Annotated in this window: 21 protein-coding genes; 11 read left to right on the forward strand and 10 right to left on the reverse strand. The window is 39.9% G+C overall.

Translation table 11 applies throughout. The features are described 5' to 3' along the window. Positions 1-20: 20 nt before the first annotated feature. The 3 genes from PVK71_RS00975 to PVK71_RS00985 all read left to right on the forward strand — a co-directional run bounded on the left by PVK71_RS00975 (position 21) and on the right by PVK71_RS00985 (position 1,714). Positions 21-332, forward strand: coding sequence for a c-type cytochrome (locus PVK71_RS00975; RefSeq protein ID WP_274417394.1), 312 nt, complete (start codon positions 21-23; stop codon positions 330-332). Between the two features lie 90 nt (positions 333-422). Next, positions 423-761 (forward strand): nitrogen regulatory protein P-II, encoded by a 339-nt coding sequence (gene glnB / locus PVK71_RS00980; protein WP_060991646.1) that lies wholly within the window; start codon positions 423-425, stop codon positions 759-761. An 86-nt stretch (positions 762-847) separates the two neighbouring features. Next, positions 848-1,714, forward strand: a complete 867-nt coding sequence (locus PVK71_RS00985; protein WP_443111697.1) for an endonuclease/exonuclease/phosphatase family protein — start codon at positions 848-850, stop codon at positions 1,712-1,714. Here the strand turns inward: PVK71_RS00985 and PVK71_RS00990 are convergent. From PVK71_RS00990 to gloB, 3 genes are all read right to left on the reverse strand, one after another. Continuing rightward, complete coding sequence (locus PVK71_RS00990; RefSeq protein ID WP_130047693.1) at positions 1,695-2,387, reverse strand: YIP1 family protein; 693 nt, start codon at positions 2,385-2,387, stop codon at positions 1,695-1,697. The genes PVK71_RS00985 and PVK71_RS00990 overlap by 20 nt on opposite strands. Further along, a complete protein-coding gene (locus PVK71_RS00995; RefSeq protein ID WP_274417391.1) occupies positions 2,384-3,949 on the reverse strand; it encodes a LysM peptidoglycan-binding domain-containing protein in 1,566 nt (521 codons plus the stop codon). Before PVK71_RS00995 ends, PVK71_RS00990 begins: the two co-directional genes overlap by 4 nt. Before the next feature lie 111 nt (positions 3,950-4,060). Beyond that, positions 4,061-4,819 carry a hydroxyacylglutathione hydrolase gene (gene gloB / locus PVK71_RS01000; protein WP_274417390.1) on the reverse strand — a complete coding sequence of 253 codons (759 nt, stop codon included), beginning with the start codon at positions 4,817-4,819 and terminating at the stop codon, positions 4,061-4,063. Between the two features lie 51 nt (positions 4,820-4,870). Between gloB and PVK71_RS01005 the strand changes: the two genes are divergently transcribed. After that, positions 4,871-5,611, forward strand: coding sequence for a methyltransferase domain-containing protein (locus PVK71_RS01005; protein WP_207215640.1), 741 nt, complete (start codon positions 4,871-4,873; stop codon positions 5,609-5,611). Here the strand turns inward: PVK71_RS01005 and rnhA are convergent. Further along, the gene (gene rnhA / locus PVK71_RS01010; RefSeq protein ID WP_274417389.1) at positions 5,608-6,081 is read right to left on the reverse strand and encodes a ribonuclease HI; all 474 of its coding nucleotides are present in this window, start codon (positions 6,079-6,081) and stop codon (positions 5,608-5,610) included. The genes PVK71_RS01005 and rnhA overlap by 4 nt on opposite strands. 37 nt (positions 6,082-6,118) lie before the next feature. Here rnhA and dnaQ point away from each other — a divergent pair, with 37 nt between their 5' ends. From dnaQ to PVK71_RS01025, 3 genes are all read left to right on the forward strand, one after another. Continuing rightward, positions 6,119-6,847, forward strand: a complete 729-nt coding sequence (gene dnaQ / locus PVK71_RS01015; RefSeq protein WP_274417387.1) for a DNA polymerase III subunit epsilon — start codon at positions 6,119-6,121, stop codon at positions 6,845-6,847. 9 nt (positions 6,848-6,856) lie between these two features. After that, complete coding sequence (locus tag PVK71_RS01020) at positions 6,857-8,119, forward strand: TIGR03503 family protein (protein ID WP_274417386.1); 1,263 nt, start codon at positions 6,857-6,859, stop codon at positions 8,117-8,119. A 192-nt stretch (positions 8,120-8,311) separates the two neighbouring features. Continuing rightward, positions 8,312-8,503, forward strand: a complete 192-nt coding sequence (locus PVK71_RS01025; protein WP_274417385.1) for a hypothetical protein — start codon at positions 8,312-8,314, stop codon at positions 8,501-8,503. A gap of 73 nt (positions 8,504-8,576) precedes the next feature. Here PVK71_RS01025 and fadE read toward each other — a convergent pair whose 3' ends face one another. Continuing rightward, positions 8,577-11,024 (reverse strand): acyl-CoA dehydrogenase FadE, encoded by a 2,448-nt coding sequence (gene fadE, locus PVK71_RS01030; RefSeq protein ID WP_274417384.1) that lies wholly within the window; start codon positions 11,022-11,024, stop codon positions 8,577-8,579. Positions 11,025-11,377: 353 nt separating this feature from the next. Between fadE and lpcA the strand changes: the two genes are divergently transcribed. Both lpcA and PVK71_RS01040 read left to right on the forward strand, forming a co-directional pair. Then, the gene (gene lpcA, locus PVK71_RS01035) at positions 11,378-11,959 is read left to right on the forward strand and encodes a D-sedoheptulose 7-phosphate isomerase (protein WP_045102705.1); all 582 of its coding nucleotides are present in this window, start codon (positions 11,378-11,380) and stop codon (positions 11,957-11,959) included. 73 nt (positions 11,960-12,032) lie between these two features. After that, positions 12,033-12,860, forward strand: coding sequence for a class II glutamine amidotransferase (locus PVK71_RS01040; protein WP_274417383.1), 828 nt, complete (start codon positions 12,033-12,035; stop codon positions 12,858-12,860). A 51-nt stretch (positions 12,861-12,911) separates the two neighbouring features. Here PVK71_RS01040 and purN read toward each other — a convergent pair whose 3' ends face one another. Both purN and purM read right to left on the reverse strand, forming a co-directional pair. Then, on the reverse strand, positions 12,912-13,550 hold the full coding sequence (gene purN / locus PVK71_RS01045; protein WP_274417382.1) for a phosphoribosylglycinamide formyltransferase: 639 nt from the start codon (positions 13,548-13,550) through the stop codon (positions 12,912-12,914). Between the two features lie 137 nt (positions 13,551-13,687). Beyond that, positions 13,688-14,728, reverse strand: coding sequence for a phosphoribosylformylglycinamidine cyclo-ligase (purM, locus tag PVK71_RS01050; protein WP_274417380.1), 1,041 nt, complete (start codon positions 14,726-14,728; stop codon positions 13,688-13,690). A 231-nt stretch (positions 14,729-14,959) separates the two neighbouring features. On the opposite strand from purM, the gene upp reads away from it, so the two are divergent. After that, positions 14,960-15,586, forward strand: coding sequence for a uracil phosphoribosyltransferase (upp, locus tag PVK71_RS01055; RefSeq protein ID WP_005420493.1), 627 nt, complete (start codon positions 14,960-14,962; stop codon positions 15,584-15,586). 94 nt (positions 15,587-15,680) lie between these two features. Here the strand turns inward: upp and PVK71_RS01060 are convergent, their stop codons facing one another. Next, a complete protein-coding gene (locus tag PVK71_RS01060) occupies positions 15,681-16,931 on the reverse strand; it encodes a uracil-xanthine permease family protein (protein WP_274417379.1) in 1,251 nt (416 codons plus the stop codon). 206 nt (positions 16,932-17,137) lie between these two features. On the opposite strand from PVK71_RS01060, the gene PVK71_RS01065 reads away from it, so the two are divergent. Beyond that, positions 17,138-18,307 (forward strand): DUF2066 domain-containing protein, encoded by a 1,170-nt coding sequence (locus tag PVK71_RS01065; RefSeq protein ID WP_274417378.1) that lies wholly within the window; start codon positions 17,138-17,140, stop codon positions 18,305-18,307. 78 nt (positions 18,308-18,385) lie between these two features. On the opposite strand, the gene PVK71_RS01070 is transcribed toward PVK71_RS01065, so the two are convergent. Both PVK71_RS01070 and arsC read right to left on the reverse strand, forming a co-directional pair. After that, positions 18,386-18,817, reverse strand: a complete 432-nt coding sequence (locus PVK71_RS01070; RefSeq protein WP_130044068.1) for a DUF2069 domain-containing protein — start codon at positions 18,815-18,817, stop codon at positions 18,386-18,388. Positions 18,818-18,836: 19 nt separating this feature from the next. Further along, entirely contained in the window at positions 18,837-19,187 is a 351-nt protein-coding gene (gene arsC / locus PVK71_RS01075) for an arsenate reductase (glutaredoxin) (protein WP_274417377.1), read from the reverse strand. Positions 19,188-19,190: the final 3 nt, after the last annotated feature.

Genomic DNA, 19,190 nt, shown 5'->3' on the forward strand with positions numbered 1-19,190 from the left:
AAATAATAAGGAGCAATGGAATGAAAAAAATGATTGGATTGGCGCTTGTCGCTTTATTTGCATCAGCACCAACACTAGCAGCAGGGGATGCGGCAGCAGGAAAAGCAAAATCGGCGATATGTGCTTCTTGTCATGGCGCTGATGGTATTGCGGTTATTCCAGGTTATCCAAACCTGAAAGGTCAAAATGCTCAATATATTGAATCTTCATTGAAAGCGTATAAGAATAAGCAACGCAGTGGCGGTAATTCAGCAGTAATGCAACCGATGGCAGCGATATTAAGTGACACTGATATGGCAAATTTAGCCGCCTATTATTCGGCAATGAAGTAATCTAAATAAGTAATGTGATTCCTAGGTTGTATGTTCGCTTTGGCTCAACGATAATGGGCAGATACTATTTATGAATGTTAAGGGACTAATATGAAAAAGATCGAAGCCATTATTAAGCCATTTAAACTTGATGATGTGCGTGAAAGCCTTGCTGATGTCGGAATTACAGGTATGACTGTCTCTGAAGTTAAAGGTTTTGGTCGTCAAAAAGGTCATACAGAGTTGTACCGTGGCGCTGAATATATGGTTGATTTTTTACCTAAAGTGAAATTAGAAATCGTAGTTACTGATGACGTGGTTGATCAGTGTGTTGATGCGATTATTGAAACGGCGCAAACGGGTAAAATTGGTGATGGTAAAATCTTTATCACAGATGTGAGTCGAGTTATTCGTATCCGTACAGGTGAAGAAGACGAAGACGCAATTTAATACCCACATAAACATGAGTATCTGCTAATCTAGTTAGCATTATTACTATTTAAGGAAGGAGTGATGATTCACTCCTTTTTTTGTTTATGAAAATGAAAACCCGCTTATTATCATGTGCTGCGATTGCTGTTGGTTTAACGTTGACGGCAAAGGCATTTATTTTCACTGTACCTACAGATCCTGAATTTATTGAGATCTCCTCAGCACCAGAGCAAGTCGCTCCTCAATATAAATCCGGTTGTGCTCAGTTTGATGTTTCTGCACCGATTGACCGTAATGGTCAATTGAATGTATTGGTGTGGAATATTTATAAGCAACAGAAAGTGGATTGGGAAAAAGCATTAAAGGCATTGTCTGAATCATCAGATTTAGTGTTGTTGCAAGAAGCCAGTCTAACCCCCGAACTAAAGCAATTTGTGATTGATAGATCGTACTCAGCAGAATTAGTGCGTGCCTTTGATGTGTTTGATACTAGCGCAGGTGTATTAACGTTAGCAAAATCGCCGGCAACCAAAGTGTGTGCGCATACCGCAATAGAGCCTTGGCTTCGCTTGCCTAAATCGGCGCTGCTGTCTGAATATAAACTCTCGAATGGTAAAAACTTAATGGTTGTTAATCTTCATGCGATTAACTTCACGTTGGGTACTGAAGACTATAAAAATCAAATAGAGTCGCTCTCTAAGGAGGTTGAAGGGTATCAAGGTCCTTTGATTGTTGCAGGTGATTTTAACTCTTGGAGTGATGCAAGGTTAAGCGAACTAACCCAGCAAACCGAATTATTGAATTTAAAAGAAGTGATCTTTACACCAGATGAAAGAATGCGTTTTATTACAGGCTTACCGTTAGACCATATTTTTTATCGTGGGTTAAAAGTAAAAGAAGCGTACTCAATAAAGAGTAACGCTTCTGATCATAATCCCTTACAGGTAAGTTTTAGCCTGAAAACGCCGTAACAAAGCCCCACAACGTAAAGCAACTAACCCAAGGTAGAATTGCAATGATGAGCGCCTTTGAGCGCTCTAAGTCTGTCCATGCACCTAAAGCGGCATAGCTTAACGCAATATACCAAGGCATTAGTAGCGGGAAAGAACTCGCATAAGCAGACCAATGATCTGTCATTGGTAATTTCATTAAGCCATTTAAGCTGTTTAAATCGGCAGCGTAAGGCATGATATTCGCGTGGTTAAGTAATAGGCTAGCGTAACTTGCAATATCACCAATTAATGCAGGGAACATCACAATGGTGCTGCCTGCTACCCATTTGAAGTAACCGTGCTGATATTGGCTCTGTTTTGTTGCCAGTTTGAACCACAATGCTAATAGTAGAATAGTCGCAGTTCGGCCCATAACATCGTTAATCACTTCGCCGGCAAGTAATATCTCTTTAGTTAACCATTCAGGTTGAACTTGCCCACCAATACTTTCTATTTGGGCGGTTAAGTTAGTGGTTACCCATTCGAAATTCACTAAATCGAAATAGGTTCCCCAAAACATGAATGGTGCGAAGACCAATAAAATATAAGGCAGCCATGCCCATTTGCCACGCTCGTATAGCGCGGCAAAACAGTCAGCAGGTGAGCGGAATATATCGACCAATAAGATCAATGGATTTGAAGACGGTGTCATACGTTTACCTTAGTAACATCAACGTAAAGTTTTAATTTTTGACCTGGCTTAATGTAAGAGCCACGTTCGATGTTATTCCATTTCATAATATCTGTCACAGAGACACTGAATTTCTGTGCGATAGAGCTTAGGTTATCCCCTTGTCTGATTTGATAATGTACAGTTCGGATGATTGCGCCATCAGAGCTGTTTTTCCAAATCACTAAGTTCTGACCTACGCGTAATGAATCTTTTGGTGCCATGCCATTCCATTTTGCTAAATCACGGTATGAGATTGAGTTATCACGCGCAATGCTCCATAAACTTTCACCGTCTTTTACTTTATGACTTAGTTTATATTTACCTTTGGCTTTTGCTTGTGTTTTCTTTAAGCGCTGAGGTGCACTTAATGCATACGTTTTATTACCTTGAGAAGCGGTTGGAATAAGTAAGTGTTGCCCAACACGAATACTAGAACCATTTAAATCATTGGTTTGCTCTATGATTTTTGTGGTTGTGTTGTGTTTTACTGCAAGCTGACTAATCGTATCACCAGGTTGTACTTTATAGCGTACAATTTTCATGGTTTTACCGCCATTTTTCTTTAGGTTAGCATTAAATTGCGCTACATTTTCGATAGGTAACAATAGGTGGTATGGACCATCTGGAGAAGTTGCCCATTGGTTATAAGCCGGGTTATAACCTTGCAATTCAGTAATTGAAATACCGGCAAATTCTGCTGCAATAGCAAGATCTAGTTGTTGTTTAGGATCAACCATTTCTAAAACAGGTTTGTTTGGAATAGGTGGTAGCTCTACGCCATATTTCTCATGGTTTTTAATGATATCTGCTAATGCTAGTAGTTTTGGCACATAGCCACTGGTCTCTTTTGGTAAATCTAATGAGAAGAAATCGGTTGGTTTACCTAATCTTTTATTTTTCTTAATGGCTCTTGATACGCGGCCTGCACCACTATTGTATGACGCGATAGATTGCTGCCAGTTACCATCAAAGCGACTGTCAAAATATTCCATATAGTCTAAAGCAGCGTTTGTGGCTGCTGGTACATCACGACGACCGTCATACCACCAATTACGCTCTAGCTTAAAGCGATCGGCAGTTCCGGGTACAAATTGCCATAAACCGGCCGCACTGCCGTGAGAATACGCAAATGGGTCAAACGAACTTTCAACAACAGGAAGCAAAACAAGCTCCATAGGTAAGTCACGTTTTTCAATTTCAACGGTGATCATATACAAGAAGGGCTTCGCGCGCTTTGCAACGGTACGCAAATGACTTGGGTGCTTGATGTACCAATTACGGTAATAATCAATCGATTCATGCTTTGGAATAGGCATATCTAATTGCATAGCAATGCGTTGCCAAACATCTTCTTGTTCTTGTGGTGTTGGTGCCTGCTTCTCAACTGGTGTTGTTTTTACTGGTGTAGTATCTGGTTTTGAAGGCGCAACTATCGATGATGAAGTTCCTGAGGTGTTGTCAGTTTGATTTTCTTCAGGTGAGGGTACAGTTTGACAGCCTGCAAGTAATGCCAATCCAATCCAGTGGAGTTTAAATTTCATTGTGTATTGCCTTCAGTGTGTTGCGCCAACCTCTTTGACGAGATTGGCATTCATATTTTTTATTTGGAGACGGATAATACGTTGCAACCACACTTCAAACAAGTTTCCTACTTAAAACTCATCTTTCCATCTTCTTAATGCGGCAAAGGTCTCAACTTCTGTATTGTCGTTAACCTTGTTTGCTACGGCGTGTTTAACCGCAGGCTCATTGGTTCTTAAGAAGGGATTGATTAGCTTCTCACGTTGAAGTGTTGATGGAAGTGTCGACTTACCATGAGCTCTAAGTCGCAATACTTTTTCTCTGTATTGCTGTAGGTAATCATTATCTGGCTCAACAGCAAGGGCAAAAGCTAAGTTTGATGCAGTGTATTCATGAGCACAATACACTTCAGTTTCATCGGGTAGGGCAGCTAATTTTTGTAGTGAATTAAACATTTGCTCTGCGGTTCCTTCAAATAATCGTCCGCAGCCAGCAGAGAATAAGGTATCACCACAAAATAGTTTTTCATCACCGACATAAGCTATATGCCCTTTGGTGTGGCCTTCAACGCCAAGTACCATGAACTTTTCATCAAATATTTCAACAAAGTCACCGTCGCTAACTGGGTGTGTTAACGTCGGAATCGGTTCATTTTCAGGGCCAACAACATTAACGCTTGGAAATTGTCGGACAAGTTCAGATACACCACCAATGTGGTCATGATGGTGGTGAGTAATTAAAATAGCATCTAAAATAAAGCCATCAGCGTTGATTACTTCTAAAACAGGGGCTGCATCACCTGGGTCAACTACAACACAGTGATTATCATTGTTGTGAATTAACCAAATGTAATTATCATTAAATGCAGGTATGCTTTTGATAGTTAGCATTAACCGTTCTCCAAATTCGATGTCATAAAATAGTTATAGGTAACGATATTGATTAAGCCAGCACTGCTTGATAAAAAAATTGAGAAACCACATTCATGGTCAGATATTCCTCACGGTACATGGATAAGTGAGTTGATTCAGTCACGTCTTGATGAATGGTGTCCGAAACTGTTTGGCTATCATATGCTTAAAATTGGTGGTTTGAGTGCTGAACTCGAGAGTCGCTTTTGTAATATTAAACACCAAGTAAACCTAGATAACAAAAATTCATTACGAAATATTACGTCTGATTTACCTCAACTTCCTTTTTTAGAAAAAAGTATTGATGCTTGCGTGCTTGCTCATCAGCTTGATTATTCATCAGATCCTCATCAATTATTGAGAGAGGTTGATCGGGTATTAATTAATGATGGCTATGTTATTTTAACTGGGTTTAACCCAATGAGTGCGATAGGGCTTGCTAGCTTATTCCCATGGCGGAAAAATAACTTACCGTGGAGTGGGCGAATGTTTACACCACATCGAATCAAAGATTGGCTTAGTGTGTTAAATTTTGAAGTAGTCTACAGTGACTGTTTTGCATTAGCGCCTTTAACTCGCTATCGCACAATATGGACTTGGTTTGAAAATTTAGGCGGGGATTCTGTTAAACCAATCAGTGGTATCTATTTTATCGTAGCTAGAAAGCGTACCTATCCATTGCGACCGATTAAATCTGCTTGGAAAAAGAAGCCGAAATTGGCTCCTATTTCAGTCGCTCAAACACATCAGAGTAAAGTTAAGTCAGATTAGCCAGGATAACCCGCATCATCTTTAGTCGGGTTTTCTGCTGCTGTTCTCGCTAGTTCATCACACATTTCATTTTCACGATGACCAGCGTGACCCTTAACCCAGCGCCAATCTATAGTGTGGCGTTCTGCTTCTGCATCTAATTGCTTCCAAAGGTCTGCATTAACAACCGGTTTCTTATCCGCTTTTTTCCATCCACGTTTTTTCCAACCATGAATCCATTGTGTGATCCCTTGGCGCACATATTGGCTATCGGTTGTTAATACCACAGAACAAGACTCTTTAAGGGTACGTAAAGCAATAACCGCTGCTAACATCTCCATACGGTTATTTGTGGTTTGATTAAACCCTTCAGAAAAGGTTTTTTCGGTCCCTTTATAGCGCATTACAATACCGTATCCACCTGGACCTGGGTTACCTAAACAAGAACCATCTGTGAAAATTTCAACCTGCTTCATTATCTCTGTTATCATTAGAAGAATTTAGAAATAGTCTGACACAAATGAGCCTATGAATACTAGCGACAATTCCCCGAATCGAATTATTGTTCTCGATACAGAAACCACAGGTATGAATTTTTCCGGTGGCCCAGTTTATGAAGGTCACCGTATTGTTGAGATTGGTGCCGTCGAGATCATCAATCGAAAATTAACCGGTAATCACTTTCATGTATACATTAAGCCTGATCGATTAATTGATCTTGAGGCAATTGATGTTCATGGTATTACTGATGAGTTTTTGTATGACAAACCAGAATATAAAGATATTCATGATGAATTTTTAGCCTTCATAAAAGGTGCGGAGCTGGTTGCTCATAACGCCCCCTTTGATGTTGGCTTCATGGATTATGAATTCAGTAAATTAAACAAGCTTATCGGTACTACGGATCAGTATTGTAAGATTACCGATACCTTGGCCATGGCGAAGAAAATCTTCCCAGGTAAGCGTAATAACCTCGATATTCTTTGTGAACGCTATGGAATTGATAACTCACATCGTACGCTTCACGGCGCTTTACTCGATGCCGAAATTCTAGCTGATGTTTACTTATTAATGACGGGTGGACAAACAAGCTTGAGTTTTAATGCTGGTAATCAATCCGATTCCTCAGAAGAAAGCATTAAAAGATTGAATTCAGGAAGAAAAGGATTAAAGGTTTTGCGTGCTACGGCCGATGAAATAGAAGCGCATGAAAAGCGCTTAGATATCGTTGGTGATGCCTGTTTGTGGCGTAGTTAGGAGTGTAATATGTGGCGGTTATTGATCATTGTACTGTTTTTCCCAATGTTTTCTTGGGCAAAGAGTACTGAAATGTCGTGGCTGGATAACCGTTTTCGTGTTGATCCAACCATAAAGCAAGTCTCTTTTTTAGTTTATAGAGAAAAAGCATCACAAGCCGTAACGCTCGTTCGTCCTGATGGCACTAAATACTACGCATGGGAACACCCAGAGCATGTGGCTTGGTATGAAGAAAATGGCATGGATATTATCTCTATCGAAAATCCAATGCCGGGGCCTTGGCAGGCGATAGGTAAGATCACACCTAAAAATAAAGTTAAGATATTATCTAACCTTACTTTGAATGTAGATTCGTTACCTAAAAAGCTATATCAATCAGAAAGTTTGAAGTTTACAGCCAGATTATTACAAGATGGTAAGCCATTAGTATTACGAGATTTTTTAAATCGTATCAAACTCAATGTGACGTTTACTCCTTACCTTGCTAATGAAAAAGAATTGGTGAAAGAAGCACGGCCACTAGCTGAAGTTCTAGGGACTTTTGAAGATGATGGACAAGATCTTGATGAAGTCGCAGCAGATGGCGTATTTACGGTAAATCTGCCTATTAATGTTAAACCTGGAAAATACTGGGTTCGAATTCAATCTCGCAATGGTGTATTTCTACGTACAGTAGAGCAAGACGTATTAGTTTACCCTGCGCCGATTCGGGCGAGTTTTACCCAAGCACGTAATCAAAGCCTTTCTCACTCTATGAGTGTTGATACCGAAGGTGGCGTTATTAAGAGCGGTTCACTTGCGGCTCATATTGAGCAAATCGACCCAAATAAAGTGGTAACGATTACTCAATCTCAAGCTGAAAAAGAGGAGAGTAAACTGTATTTCGATTTACCTAATAGTTATCTTCCTGGCAAAAATACGTGGTCAGGATGGGTGTATGCCACCGATCTTGCGACTTCTCGTCCGCTTCAGTTTTATCTTGGTAAACACAACTATGGCGTTACTGAGCCTATCGATTTAAAAGCAGCGTATGAAGCAAGGCTGAAAGAAGAAGCTGCTCAGCGTAAGATTGAAGAACAGAAAAAGCTAGAAGAAGATCGTGCCGAGGCGCGTAAGTGGTTTTGGATTTATATTGGAGTTGGTAATTTACTTATCATTGTTCTTATTTTTGGCGGTATTTTGGGTTGGAAAAAAATAAAATCAATTAAAGAGAAAAAAGCGGCAGCGCCTAAGTCAGAAAAATTGTCGATGCCACCACCTCCTAAGGTTTAAGTTGCAGTATTAAATATAAGCTAAATCAATATAAGGCCGCAGAAATGCGGCTTTTTTATTGATTCTTTATGATGTTACACTCTAAGTTTGATGTGTGTCCCATGGAATCATATTGCATTTGCTTTTTTATAATATTTGTAATTTATATTTCAATTGAATATAATTCGCTCAATTATTGATAGGGGAACTATTTTGGATAAGTATAAGGTAACGTTAGAAGCGGCTTTTAAAGATCAATTAATAAAAAATAATAAAGTGACACTGAGTCATTTAATTGGTTGTGGCCTGCTAGGTGTTGATAATAACAGCGTTGATTATTTATCCATTGAAGAGATTATTTACTTAAAGTTAGTTGTTAACTTGAATAGTTCACTTACAGCTTAAAATTAAAATAGTGTTAAAATAAAAAGGCCAGAGTAGTGACTCTGGCCTTTTACTATCTATTAAGATTAATCTATTACGCTATTTTGCTGTGCTCAAATTCATTCGTTTGAGGTTTTACAATAAGTTCGCTTGGATCAAAGTCTTCAACACTAATTGTTGCTAAACGACTTTTCTCAGCTTTACGTAGTAAAAGCGCCTCTTTGTCCGAGATAATGTTTAATTCTAAACCGACTTTAGCAACACGGTCTAACTGCATAAATGGTAGGCGTTGTTTTGATTCTTTACATACTCGGTCATAAATGGGCTCAGCAGTTAAGATATCAATTAATGCTTCTTCCATTTTTCCTACTGGATTAAATCGGCTTGCTTCCAAGAATAACCCACGACCAATTCGGCTACGTGCACCTGATGGTTCTTGAAGAATACGAGCCAGTTTATGGTCTAGTTTGTCACTTGGACGCTGACGACGTAACCCAGTTGGTAATAGGATAAAACGCATTGCACCTGCAACAAATCGATTAGGGAAGTTAGACAGCAGCCCATCAATTGCTTGCTCTGCTTGGTGTAGTGAATCTTGAACACTCCAATGTACTAACGCTAAATCTTCTTTTTGACGACCTTCATCATCAAAGCGTTTTAATGTTGATGTCGTTAAATAAAGTTGACTCAATACATCACCGAGACGAGCAGACATACGCTCACGACGTTTTAAACTACCACCTAGTACAGCCATTGAAATATCTGACAGTAAGGCAAGGTTAGTACTGTAGCGGTTTACTTGTTGATAATAACGCTTTGTTTCATCACTAAATGGGGCTTTAGAACCACGACCATCAGTTAAACCAAACCACAGTGAGCGAACAAAGTTGCTGATACCAAAACCAATATGGCCAAATACGGCCGCATCAAATTTTTCAAGAGAAGCTTGTTTATCTTCTAAATAAGCCGCACCCATTTCTTCTAGTACGTAAGGGTGACAGCGAATCGCGCCCTGACCATAAATGATCATTGAACGAGTCAGAATATTTGCACCTTCAACCGTAATTGCAATTGGAGATCCCTGGTAACCTCGAGCCAAGAAGTTTGAGTTACCTAAACAAATCCCTTTACCGCCAGCAATGTCCATTCCATCAATGGCAATACGTTGCGCACGATGAGTACAGTGGTATTTTACAATTGCAGAGATAACCGATGGTTTTTCACCTTGAACGATACCAGCTACCGTTAGGTTACTTGCAGCATCCATCATGTAAGCGTTACCCGCCATACGTGCCAATGGCTCTTCAATCCCTTCCATTTTACCAATCGGTAGTTTGAACTGACGACGAATTCGCGCATAAGCACCTGTTGCAAGGGCTGCTGTTTTTGCACCACCTGTTGCGTTTGATGGTAGCGTAATACCGCGGCCAACTGACAAGCATTCCACCAGCATACGCCAACCATGTCCTGCCATTTTTTCACCACCGATAATGTAATCCAATGGAACAAACAGATCATTACCTTGGGTTGGACCATTTTGGAATGGCACATTAAGAGGGAAATGACGACGACCAATCTTCACGCCTTCTAAATTGGTAGGGATAAGCGCACAGGTAATACCAAGGTTCTTTTTATTCCCTAATAAACCATCAGGATCTTGAAGCTTAAATGCTAGGCCTAATACCGTAGCTACAGGCGCAAGGGTGATGTAACGCTTATTCCAAGTAATGCGCATGCCGACAACTTCTTTGCCTTCCCACATTCCTTTGGTTACGATGCCAAAATCAGGAATAGATCCCGCATCAGAGCCCGCTTCAGGACTTGTTAACGCAAAACATGGGATCTCTTTACCTTCAGCCAAGCGAGGTAAGTAATGGTTTTTCTGATCTTCTGTACCATAGTGTTGCAGTAGCTCACCTGGCCCTAATGAGTTAGGCACACCAACGGTAATAGAAAGTACACCAGAAACGCTGGTCAGTTTTTGTAATACGCACGATTGCGCATACGCAGAAAACTCTAAACCGCCGTATTTTTTCTTAATGATCATGGCGAAGAACTTATGGTCTTTCAGATACTGCCAAACTTCAGGTGGCAAGTCGGCAAGTTCATGTGTTATTTCATAGTCGTTTACCATGCGACACACTTCAGTTACAGGGCCATCCATAAAGGCTTGTTCTTCAGCTGATAAGGTATTTTTGGGAATATTATGTAGAAATTTCCAATCAGGGTTACCTTTAAATAGCTCAGCTTCCCACCAAACGGTTCCCGCTTCAATCGCGTCTTTTTCCGTTTGTGACATTTCAGGCATTACGCCTTTAAACATAGCCAATGCTTTATTACTGAAGAGGGATTGCCTTACTGAAGGAATATTTAATGGTACCGAAATAGCTAAGAAAACAGCCCATGTAATAGGGCCGGCGTAACCTAGCCCAGAACTGACGGCAAGGATCCCTGCGGTTACTAAGGTTGCAGTTCGCAAAGATTGTCGATGGTAACTTAATGCAGCAAGTGCAATTACAGTTGCTAATAGTGTCAGGGCCATGTGATTCTCCTTTTCCGGCGCTGCTCTGTTTGTAGGAACAGAGGTGATTGCGATACTCGGTCGCAATGTTATTGTTAGAGTGTTATCTGATAAGAGGTCTAACCAGTTAAGGTAAGTGTAGTGCCAATGTTAATAAAAAGTAAATAACAATAATGGTCAAAAAGTGATCCAGCTTGAGTAATTAATAAACAATCTGTTTTTTTCACTGCTTGAGATCTAATTTTTTTAGAGAAATAGGGAGGAATTTATAGGCGAGTAGAAGAAATATAGGGAGGATCTCTTTTAAAGATTTCGTGGGATAGGTACACTGAGAACAACCCCAAATTAGGGAACATAATAAAAGAGAGTATCCTATGTCTTATCAAGATCTGATCCGTTCTGAATTAACAGAAGCCGCTCAAGTACTGAATGACTTTTTAGCTGATGATAAAAACCTTGCTCAAATTGAGTTAGCTGCCAAAACCATTGCCGATTCATTTAAACAAGGCGGTAAAGTATTGTCTTGTGGTAACGGTGGCTCTCACTGTGATGCAATGCATTTTGCTGAAGAGTTAACAGGGCGTTACCGTGAAAATCGCCCAGGTTACCCAGGGATTGCGATTTCAGATCCAAGCCATTTATCGTGTGTGAGTAATGATTTTGGTTATGACCATGTTTTTTCTCGCTACACTCAAGCTGTAGGCTCTAAAGGCGATGTTTTATTTGGTTTATCGACGTCAGGCAATTCAGGTAATATCTTAAAAGCCATCGAAGCGGCTAAAGAAAAAGGCATGAAAACCATTGCGCTTACTGGCAAAGATGGCGGGAAAATGGCCGGTTTAGCTGATGTGGAAATTCGCGTTCCTCATTTTGGCTATGCGGATCGTATCCAAGAAATCCACATTAAAATTATCCATATCGTGATTCAATTAATTGAAAAAGAAATGGAAAAATAATTCATCGAAAGCCAATGTCGAGCTTATAACTGTTTGATGTTGGCTTGATTGCGAATAAAGGAGTAGCGCAAATATGTGTGAATTACTCGGAATGAGTGCAAACGTACCAACCGATATTTGTTTTAGTTTTAAAGGTTTAGTTCAGCGTGGTGGCAATACCGGACCGCATCGCGACGGTTGGGGAATTACTTTTTATGAAGGGAAAGGATTTCGCACATTTAAAGACCCAAAACCAAGCTGCCATTCAAAGATAGCGAAACTTGTTCAAGATTACCCTATCAAAAGTAAAGCGGTTATCAGTCATATTCGACAAGCAAATCGCGGTGACGTTAACCTAGAAAATACACACCCTTTTACGCGAGAGTTATGGGGGAAGTATTGGACGTTTGCTCATAATGGTCAGTTGACTGGGTTTGATGAGTTGTCGACAGGACGTTTTCGACCTGTGGGTGAAACAGACAGTGAGCGTGCTTTTTGCTGGTTATTAAATCAGTTAGAGGATAAATACCCAGAGCCGCCGCAAGATATGATGCTAATGTTTGAGTTTGTCTCTGAGTGCTGCGACCACCTTCGAGGATTAGGCGTATTTAATATGCTTTTGAGCGACGGTGAGTATTTAATGACTTATTGCTCGAATAACTTACATTGGATCACAAGACGTGCACCTTTTGGCCAAGCGTCCTTGATTGATGAAGATGTCACAATTGATTTTCATAAAGAAACGACCCCAAATGATGTGGTTTCTGTCGTTGTAACTCGCCCATTAACAGATAATGAAGAGTGGCATAAAATGAAAGTTGGCGAGTACGCGTTGTTTCATTTTGGAGAATTGATTGAAGGCAATCACGATACGGTACCAGAAATGGCGCCACCACCATCGGAATGCTCAATTAATGCGTAAACTTTATATAAAAAATACCATTGATAGATAATATCGATGGGCATTTTTATATTATTCCGTCTCTAATCCTGACGGTCCCAATACGCTCCCATCCAAAATAGCTTTACCATCTTGCATTATCAATCGTTCTTCAACTAACCACTTAGCTACCATTGGGTAGATTACATGCTCTTGAGCTTGCACGCGTGATGCAACCTCTTCTGCGGTATCATTATCAAAAATAGGCACCTTTGCTTGAAGGATCACGGGACCCCCATCTAACTCAGGAGTAACAAAATGAACACTGGTGCCATGTTCTTTATCACCAGCATCAATTGCGCGTTGATGAGTGTGTAGCCCTGTGTATTTTGGTAACAGTGAAGGGTGGATATTAAGCATTTTTCCTTGGTAGCGAAGGACAAAATCTTCACTTAAAATACGCATAAAACCAGCAAGAATAATCACATCAGGTTTATGAAGATCGATAAGAGTCGCTAGGGCTTGATCGTACTGCTCGCGATTCTCGTATCCTTTTGCACTTAATGAGTGAGCATTAATCCCTGTATTTAGTGCTCGCTGTAATCCATAAGCGTCACTTTTATTTGAAATGACCGCAGCAATACGGGCATTTGGAATTTTATTACCACAAGCATCAATAAAGGCTTGTAGGTTGCTGCCACTTCCTGAGACTAATACAACAATATTTTTCATTATAATTATCTTATTTTGTTTAATACTAAGTAATGATAACCATTCGAGCACAAATGGCAGATATAAAAAAGGTGATCGAATAATTGATCACCTTTTATTTTTTCTTTATGAACGAGTTCAAAGTTTGTTGAAATCGATTAGCGGATCTCTACTTGCTCTTCGCCTTGTTCTGCTGCGGCAACTTCACCAATTATCCAAGCATTTTCGCCTTCAGCATTCAGTAGAGCTACAGCTTGTTCTGCTTGATCTTTTGGAAGCGCGATAACCAGTCCAACACCACAGTTAAAGGTACGGTACATTTCGTAAGTATCAACGTTCCCTTTTTCTTGTAGCCAGTTGAAGATTGCAGGCCATTCCCAGCTGTTGCCATTAACAACGGCTTTTGTTCCTTTTGGAAGTACGCGTGGGATATTCTCCCAGAAACCACCACCTGTAATATGAGAGATGGCATGAATATCATACTCAGCAATCATTTTTAGTGCTGATTTAATGTAGATTTTTGTTGGTTCGATTAGATGAGCGGCAATAGTTTTACCATTCAGTTCTTCGTTAAGATCGGCATTTGATACCTCAAGGATCTTACGAATTAATGAGTAACCATTTGAGTGTGGACCGCTTGATCCTACTGCGATTAGAGCATCACCAGCCGCTACTTTCGTGCCGTCGATAACGTCTTCTTTTTCAACAACACCAACACAGAATCCAGCAACATCGTAATCTTCGCCTTCATACATGCCTGGCATTTCAGCGGTTTCGCCACCGATTAATGCACAACCTGCTTGAATACAGCCTTCACCGATACCGGTGACTACTTCAGCTGCTACATCAATATCAAGTTTACCTGTTGCATAATAATCAAGGAAGAACAGTGGTTCTGCACCTTGAACAATCAGGTCATTAACACACATAGCAACTAAGTCGATACCGATAGTATCGTGCTTGTTTAAATCTAATGCTAAACGCAACTTAGTACCAACACCGTCAGTACCAGAAACAAGAAGAGGTTGCTTGTATTTAGTCGGAAGTTCACATAACGCACCAAAACCACCAATGCCGCCCATTACTTCTGGGCGACGAGTGCGTTTCACTACGCCTTTAATTCGATCAACAAGTGCATTACCAGCATCAATGTCTACGCCAGCATCTTTGTAGCTAAGAGAAGTTTTGTTGTCGCTCACGGAGGTGTCCTCGCCATAGGTTGGATTTCAAAAATCCGCGCCATTCTAACAGCACAATGTAAAAAGGGAAACGTTTGCGTAAGGAAAATTGCATAAATTTTGTAATAAAAAATAATAAGTTCGGTAAATGCTTTTACGAGGTATAAAATATTTTCTTATAACGTCATTTTTCAATTCAAAATTATGTATAATTAGAAGGTTTGATTAATGTATCAGTATCTGGAGTCAGAAATGAAAGTTGTTGAAGTAAAACATCCGCTAATAAAACACAAAATTGGTTTAATGCGTGAAGGCGAAATCAGCACTAAGCGTTTTCGTGAATTAGCAACAGAAGTAGGTAGCCTACTAACGTATGAAGCAACATCAGATTTTGAAACAGAAAAAGTAACTATCAATGGCTGGAATGGCCCTGTTGAAGTTGACCAAATTAAAGGCAAAAAAGTAACAGTAGTACCAATTCTTCGTGCAGGTCTTGGCATGATGGATGGTGTTTTAGAGCACATTCCAAGCGCACGTATCAGTGTTGTTGGTATCTACCGTGATGAAGAAACATTAGAACCAGTACCATACTTCAATAAATTGGCCTCTAATATCGATGAGCGTATTGCTCTTGTTGTAGATCCAATGTTAGCAACTGGTGGTTCTATGATTGCTACGCTAGATCTTTTAAAAGAGAAAGGTTGTAAGCACTTTAAAGTTCTTGTACTTGTTGCTGCTCCAGAAGGTATTGAAGCGCTAGAAAAAGCACACCCAGATGTAGAGCTTTACACTGCGGCTATCGATGAGAAGCTAAATGATAAAGGTTACATCGTACCTGGTCTTGGCGATGCTGGTGATAAGATTTTCGGTACTAAATAATTTATAATTTTCTAGCTTAGAAAGTTAAAAGTTAAGAATGTAAAGAGGCTTGATGAGATAATCATCAAGCCTTTTCTTTAATTAGGATCTAGATTTATTTATCTTCTTCCATTTGTGCGTTATCAACAACGTGGCTTTCGCCTAAATCATTAGGAAGAATTAAGTTAAGCACAATCGCAACGATACCACACAGACTCACGCCTTGAAGGTTAAAGTCACCAATACCTACCGCCATACCACCGATACCAAACACAAGCGTTACACCAACAATCGTAAGATTGCGTGCTTTATGCAAGTCGACTTGGTTTTTAATAAGAGTATTTAAACCAACAGTAGCAATCGAGCCAAACAGTAAAATCATAATCCCGCCCATAACCGGTACAGGGATAGTTTGAAGCATTGCGCCTAATTTACCAACCAAAGCAAGAACAATGGCACATACCGCAGCCCATGTCATGATTACAGGATTAAAGGCTTTAGTTAGCATAACTGCGCCAGTTACTTCACTGTAAGTTGTGTTTGGTGGAGCACCGATTAATGATGCGGCCATTGTTGCTATGCCATCACCTGTGATTGTGCGATGTAATCCTGGTTTTTTAAGGTAATCTTTTCCGGTAACATTTGAGATAGCTAACATATCCCCAACGTGCTCGACAGCAGGAGCAATAGCAACTGGGATCATAAATAGAATGGCATTAATATTAAATTCAGGAAATGTGAAATTAGGCAGTGCAAACCAAGCGGCTTGATGAACAGGAGTGAAATCAACCACACCAAAAATAAGGCTTAATGAATAACCCACAATAATGCCAGATAGGATTGGTAGCAATTTGAAAAAGCCTTTAGAGAAAACACTCACTGCAATAGTGGTAAATAATGAAGCCGCCGCAATCCAGAAAGCAAGTTGCCCATCAACTAATTGAAATGCACCATCGCCCGTTTTACCTAAAGCCATATTTACAGCTGTTGGCGCAAGCCCTAAACCAATAACCATGATGACCGGACCAACAACCACTGGAGGCAGTAATTTATGAATAAAAGCAACGCCTCTCACTTTAATCACGGCGCCTAAAATGACATACACAAATCCAGCAACCATTAAGCCACCCATAGTCGCAGGAATGCCCCATGTTTGGGTGCCATAAATAATTGGAGCGATAAAGGCAAAGGAGGAGGCAAGGAAGATAGGGACAGATCGACGAGTAACTAATTGGAAGAGAAGGGTACCAACACCAGCACCGAACAGAGCAACATTAGGGTCTAAGCCAGTAAGAAGGGGAACAAGAACGAGTGCACCAAATGCAACGAACAGCATTTGAAAACCTTGGAACAAATTGTATAGCATTTCCATTTCCAGTAATGAATTTGAGGGATTCTATCACTATTCCATTAATAAATATCTTGATTTAGCTCGTGAAAAAATAAAACTTTTCTGCCTTGTATCACTCTAATAGCTTGAAAGTTAGATCTGAGTCAATTCGAATCCTTGCTGAATAAGGGGATAGCCCTTATTATCAGCAGTAAATTATAAAAGTAATTATAGGTTGTTTGATGTTACGTATTTTGTGTTTATTAATTTGTATGATTACAGGGCCTGTTTTTGCTCAACAGCAAAACGATCTCTATCATACAGAAGTGCAATTAACAGGATCAGAAGAAGCAGAAAGTATTGCTAAGCAAGATGGTTTAGTTAATGTTCTGATCAAAGTGTCCGGAAAAACGGATATTGCTCAAAATGAAGTAATAAAGAAAGCGCTAACACAGAGTAATCGCTATGTAACACAAATGAGTTTTGTTGAATACGATGACGCACCTCGTGCAATGAAGTTAGGCTATAACTCAAAGATGGTGTTGAGCTTATTAACTCAAGCAGAGCAAAGTATTTGGGAAACACCGCGTAAATCAGTCTTGGTTTGGGTGGTGAATGAATATAATTACCAAAGAAGCATTATTTGGGAACAGTCAAACAACAGCCTAATTACGCGAATTAAAGATGCCGCGAATGAGAGAGGCTTACCTGTCATGTTCCCTGTTGGGGATTTTGACGATGTAACTTCAATCGAGATCCCTGATTTATGGGGTAACTTTAAAAAACCAATTGCAGATGCGAGTGAGCGTTATAACCCACAAGCCATATTGGTGGTAAAAGTGCGTGGCAATAGTTCAACATGGACTTTATTTGATACAACGCCTCAATATTTAGTTACAGCATCAAAAAAACCGATTGAAGGTCGTGTATCTGGCTCTGTTCAATTGGCTGATATGGTTAATGAGGTGAGTGATTACTTTGCTAAAACCTACACTAAAAACTTAGGGGCAGTGGCGAGTGATTCAGAAACGGTTTCTATTCAAGGCATTCACACAACACGTGCTTTTTTCAGTATTGAGAAACAATTAAAGCAAATGAATTCAGTGGCAAGTGTGCAAGTAAATACCATTCAAGGGGACAAAGTGACCTATACATTAAGCTTGTTGGGGGATTACCAACAGTTTAATGATGAGCTTTTGAGTAAAAACGCTCGTATTTCACTTATTCCAGAAGAGCCCGTTGTAAATGATGAAATTGAAAAGACGGTTGTCATCGAAGGTGCCAGTCAGGACGTCGCGCAGGAGTCTGAGAAACCAGTAGCAAATAATGACGCTTTAGTTGAATTAGAAGAAGTGAAAGAAACAACAGAAGCAAAACCCGTTGTTCGTGAGTATCAACTCAACGCAAGTTAATACATTTGAAGTATCGATAATTATAAATAAAAAAGGTGACTATATAATGTAGTCACCTTTTTTGTATTTGTAAGCCCACTATTTCTCGGTATATTTGGCTTTTTCTATTTTTTCGACTTCAGACAGACGTTTGAGTTTTAACCCTAATTCCTTGCCTCGTAAGCGAGCATAATAAATATTACCAACAAAAGCACCAGAGGTAATGATAACTTCAATTAAAGCGAGATAACGCTCTCCCTCATCAAGCCAAAGAATTGTTAAACCATGCAAGAAGTAAAACATTAAAATAAAGTTTGCCCATGCATGAGTGTAAGGTTTCCCTTGAATAATCCCTTTAAGTGGAAAAAGCATTGGTATTATCCACGCCACCATAATGCCATAAGGGTTTATTAGTGGATGAGGTGAAAGGGTACTGTGCCAAAGTGCGACAAAACCTAACAGTGCTAAATTGCAAAATAGTGCAAGAAAACGATAGCGCTTTGTTTCTGCGCTCATTTCAACTGAATCCATGTTAGCTTCCTGCTTCCTACTATAAAATCTCTAGAACTTGCTCAGGCGGACGACCAATTTTTGCTTGATTACCATGAACGACTATTGGGCGTTCAATCAACTTTGGTGTTTGTACCATTGCTTCAAAAAGTTGCTCGTCGCTTACCGAGCTATCTTCTAGGTTTTGTTCTTTATATTCAGCTTCTTTTGTTCTCATCATGTCACGAACTGAAGTAAACCCTAGCTGAGAAAACAAGGTTTTTAAGGTTGCTACACTTGGTGTTTCTTCTAAATATTTCACAATTTCAGGGGTAACGCCTTGTGCTTCTACGAGTGCTAACGTTTCACGGCTTTTTGAGCAACGAGGGTTATGATAAATAACAACAGACATACT

Source organism: Aliivibrio sp. S4MY1, from assembly GCF_028765545.1.
GTDB lineage: Bacteria > Pseudomonadota > Gammaproteobacteria > Enterobacterales > Vibrionaceae > Aliivibrio.

Bases quoted from the DNA above. Each gene is read 5' to 3' on its own strand.
- purN (WP_274417382.1), bottom strand. From the start codon at position 13,550: ATGAAAAATATTGTTGTATTAGTCTCAGGAAGTGGCAGCAACCTACAA.
- fadE (WP_274417384.1), bottom strand. From the start codon at position 11,024: ATGGCCCTGACACTATTAGCAACTGTAATTGCACTTGCTGCATTAAGT.
- upp (WP_005420493.1), top strand. From the start codon at position 14,960: ATGAAAGTTGTTGAAGTAAAACATCCGCTAATAAAACACAAAATTGGT.
- PVK71_RS01060 (WP_274417379.1), bottom strand. From the start codon at position 16,931: ATGCTATACAATTTGTTCCAAGGTTTTCAAATGCTGTTCGTTGCATTT.
- rnhA (WP_274417389.1), bottom strand. From the start codon at position 6,081: ATGATAACAGAGATAATGAAGCAGGTTGAAATTTTCACAGATGGTTCT.
- PVK71_RS00995 (WP_274417391.1), bottom strand. From the start codon at position 3,949: ATGAAATTTAAACTCCACTGGATTGGATTGGCATTACTTGCAGGCTGT.
- PVK71_RS01020 (WP_274417386.1), top strand. From the start codon at position 6,857: ATGTGGCGGTTATTGATCATTGTACTGTTTTTCCCAATGTTTTCTTGG.
- PVK71_RS01065 (WP_274417378.1), top strand. From the start codon at position 17,138: ATGTTACGTATTTTGTGTTTATTAATTTGTATGATTACAGGGCCTGTT.
- PVK71_RS00975 (WP_274417394.1), top strand. From the start codon at position 21: ATGAAAAAAATGATTGGATTGGCGCTTGTCGCTTTATTTGCATCAGCA.
- arsC (WP_274417377.1), bottom strand. From the start codon at position 19,187: ATGTCTGTTGTTATTTATCATAACCCTCGTTGCTCAAAAAGCCGTGAA.
- PVK71_RS01040 (WP_274417383.1), top strand. From the start codon at position 12,033: ATGTGTGAATTACTCGGAATGAGTGCAAACGTACCAACCGATATTTGT.
- PVK71_RS00985 (WP_443111697.1), top strand. From the start codon at position 848: ATGAAAATGAAAACCCGCTTATTATCATGTGCTGCGATTGCTGTTGGT.
- PVK71_RS00990 (WP_130047693.1), bottom strand. From the start codon at position 2,387: ATGACACCGTCTTCAAATCCATTGATCTTATTGGTCGATATATTCCGC.
- dnaQ (WP_274417387.1), top strand. From the start codon at position 6,119: ATGAATACTAGCGACAATTCCCCGAATCGAATTATTGTTCTCGATACA.
- lpcA (WP_045102705.1), top strand. From the start codon at position 11,378: ATGTCTTATCAAGATCTGATCCGTTCTGAATTAACAGAAGCCGCTCAA.
- gloB (WP_274417390.1), bottom strand. From the start codon at position 4,819: ATGCTAACTATCAAAAGCATACCTGCATTTAATGATAATTACATTTGG.
- glnB (WP_060991646.1), top strand. From the start codon at position 423: ATGAAAAAGATCGAAGCCATTATTAAGCCATTTAAACTTGATGATGTG.
- PVK71_RS01070 (WP_130044068.1), bottom strand. From the start codon at position 18,817: ATGGATTCAGTTGAAATGAGCGCAGAAACAAAGCGCTATCGTTTTCTT.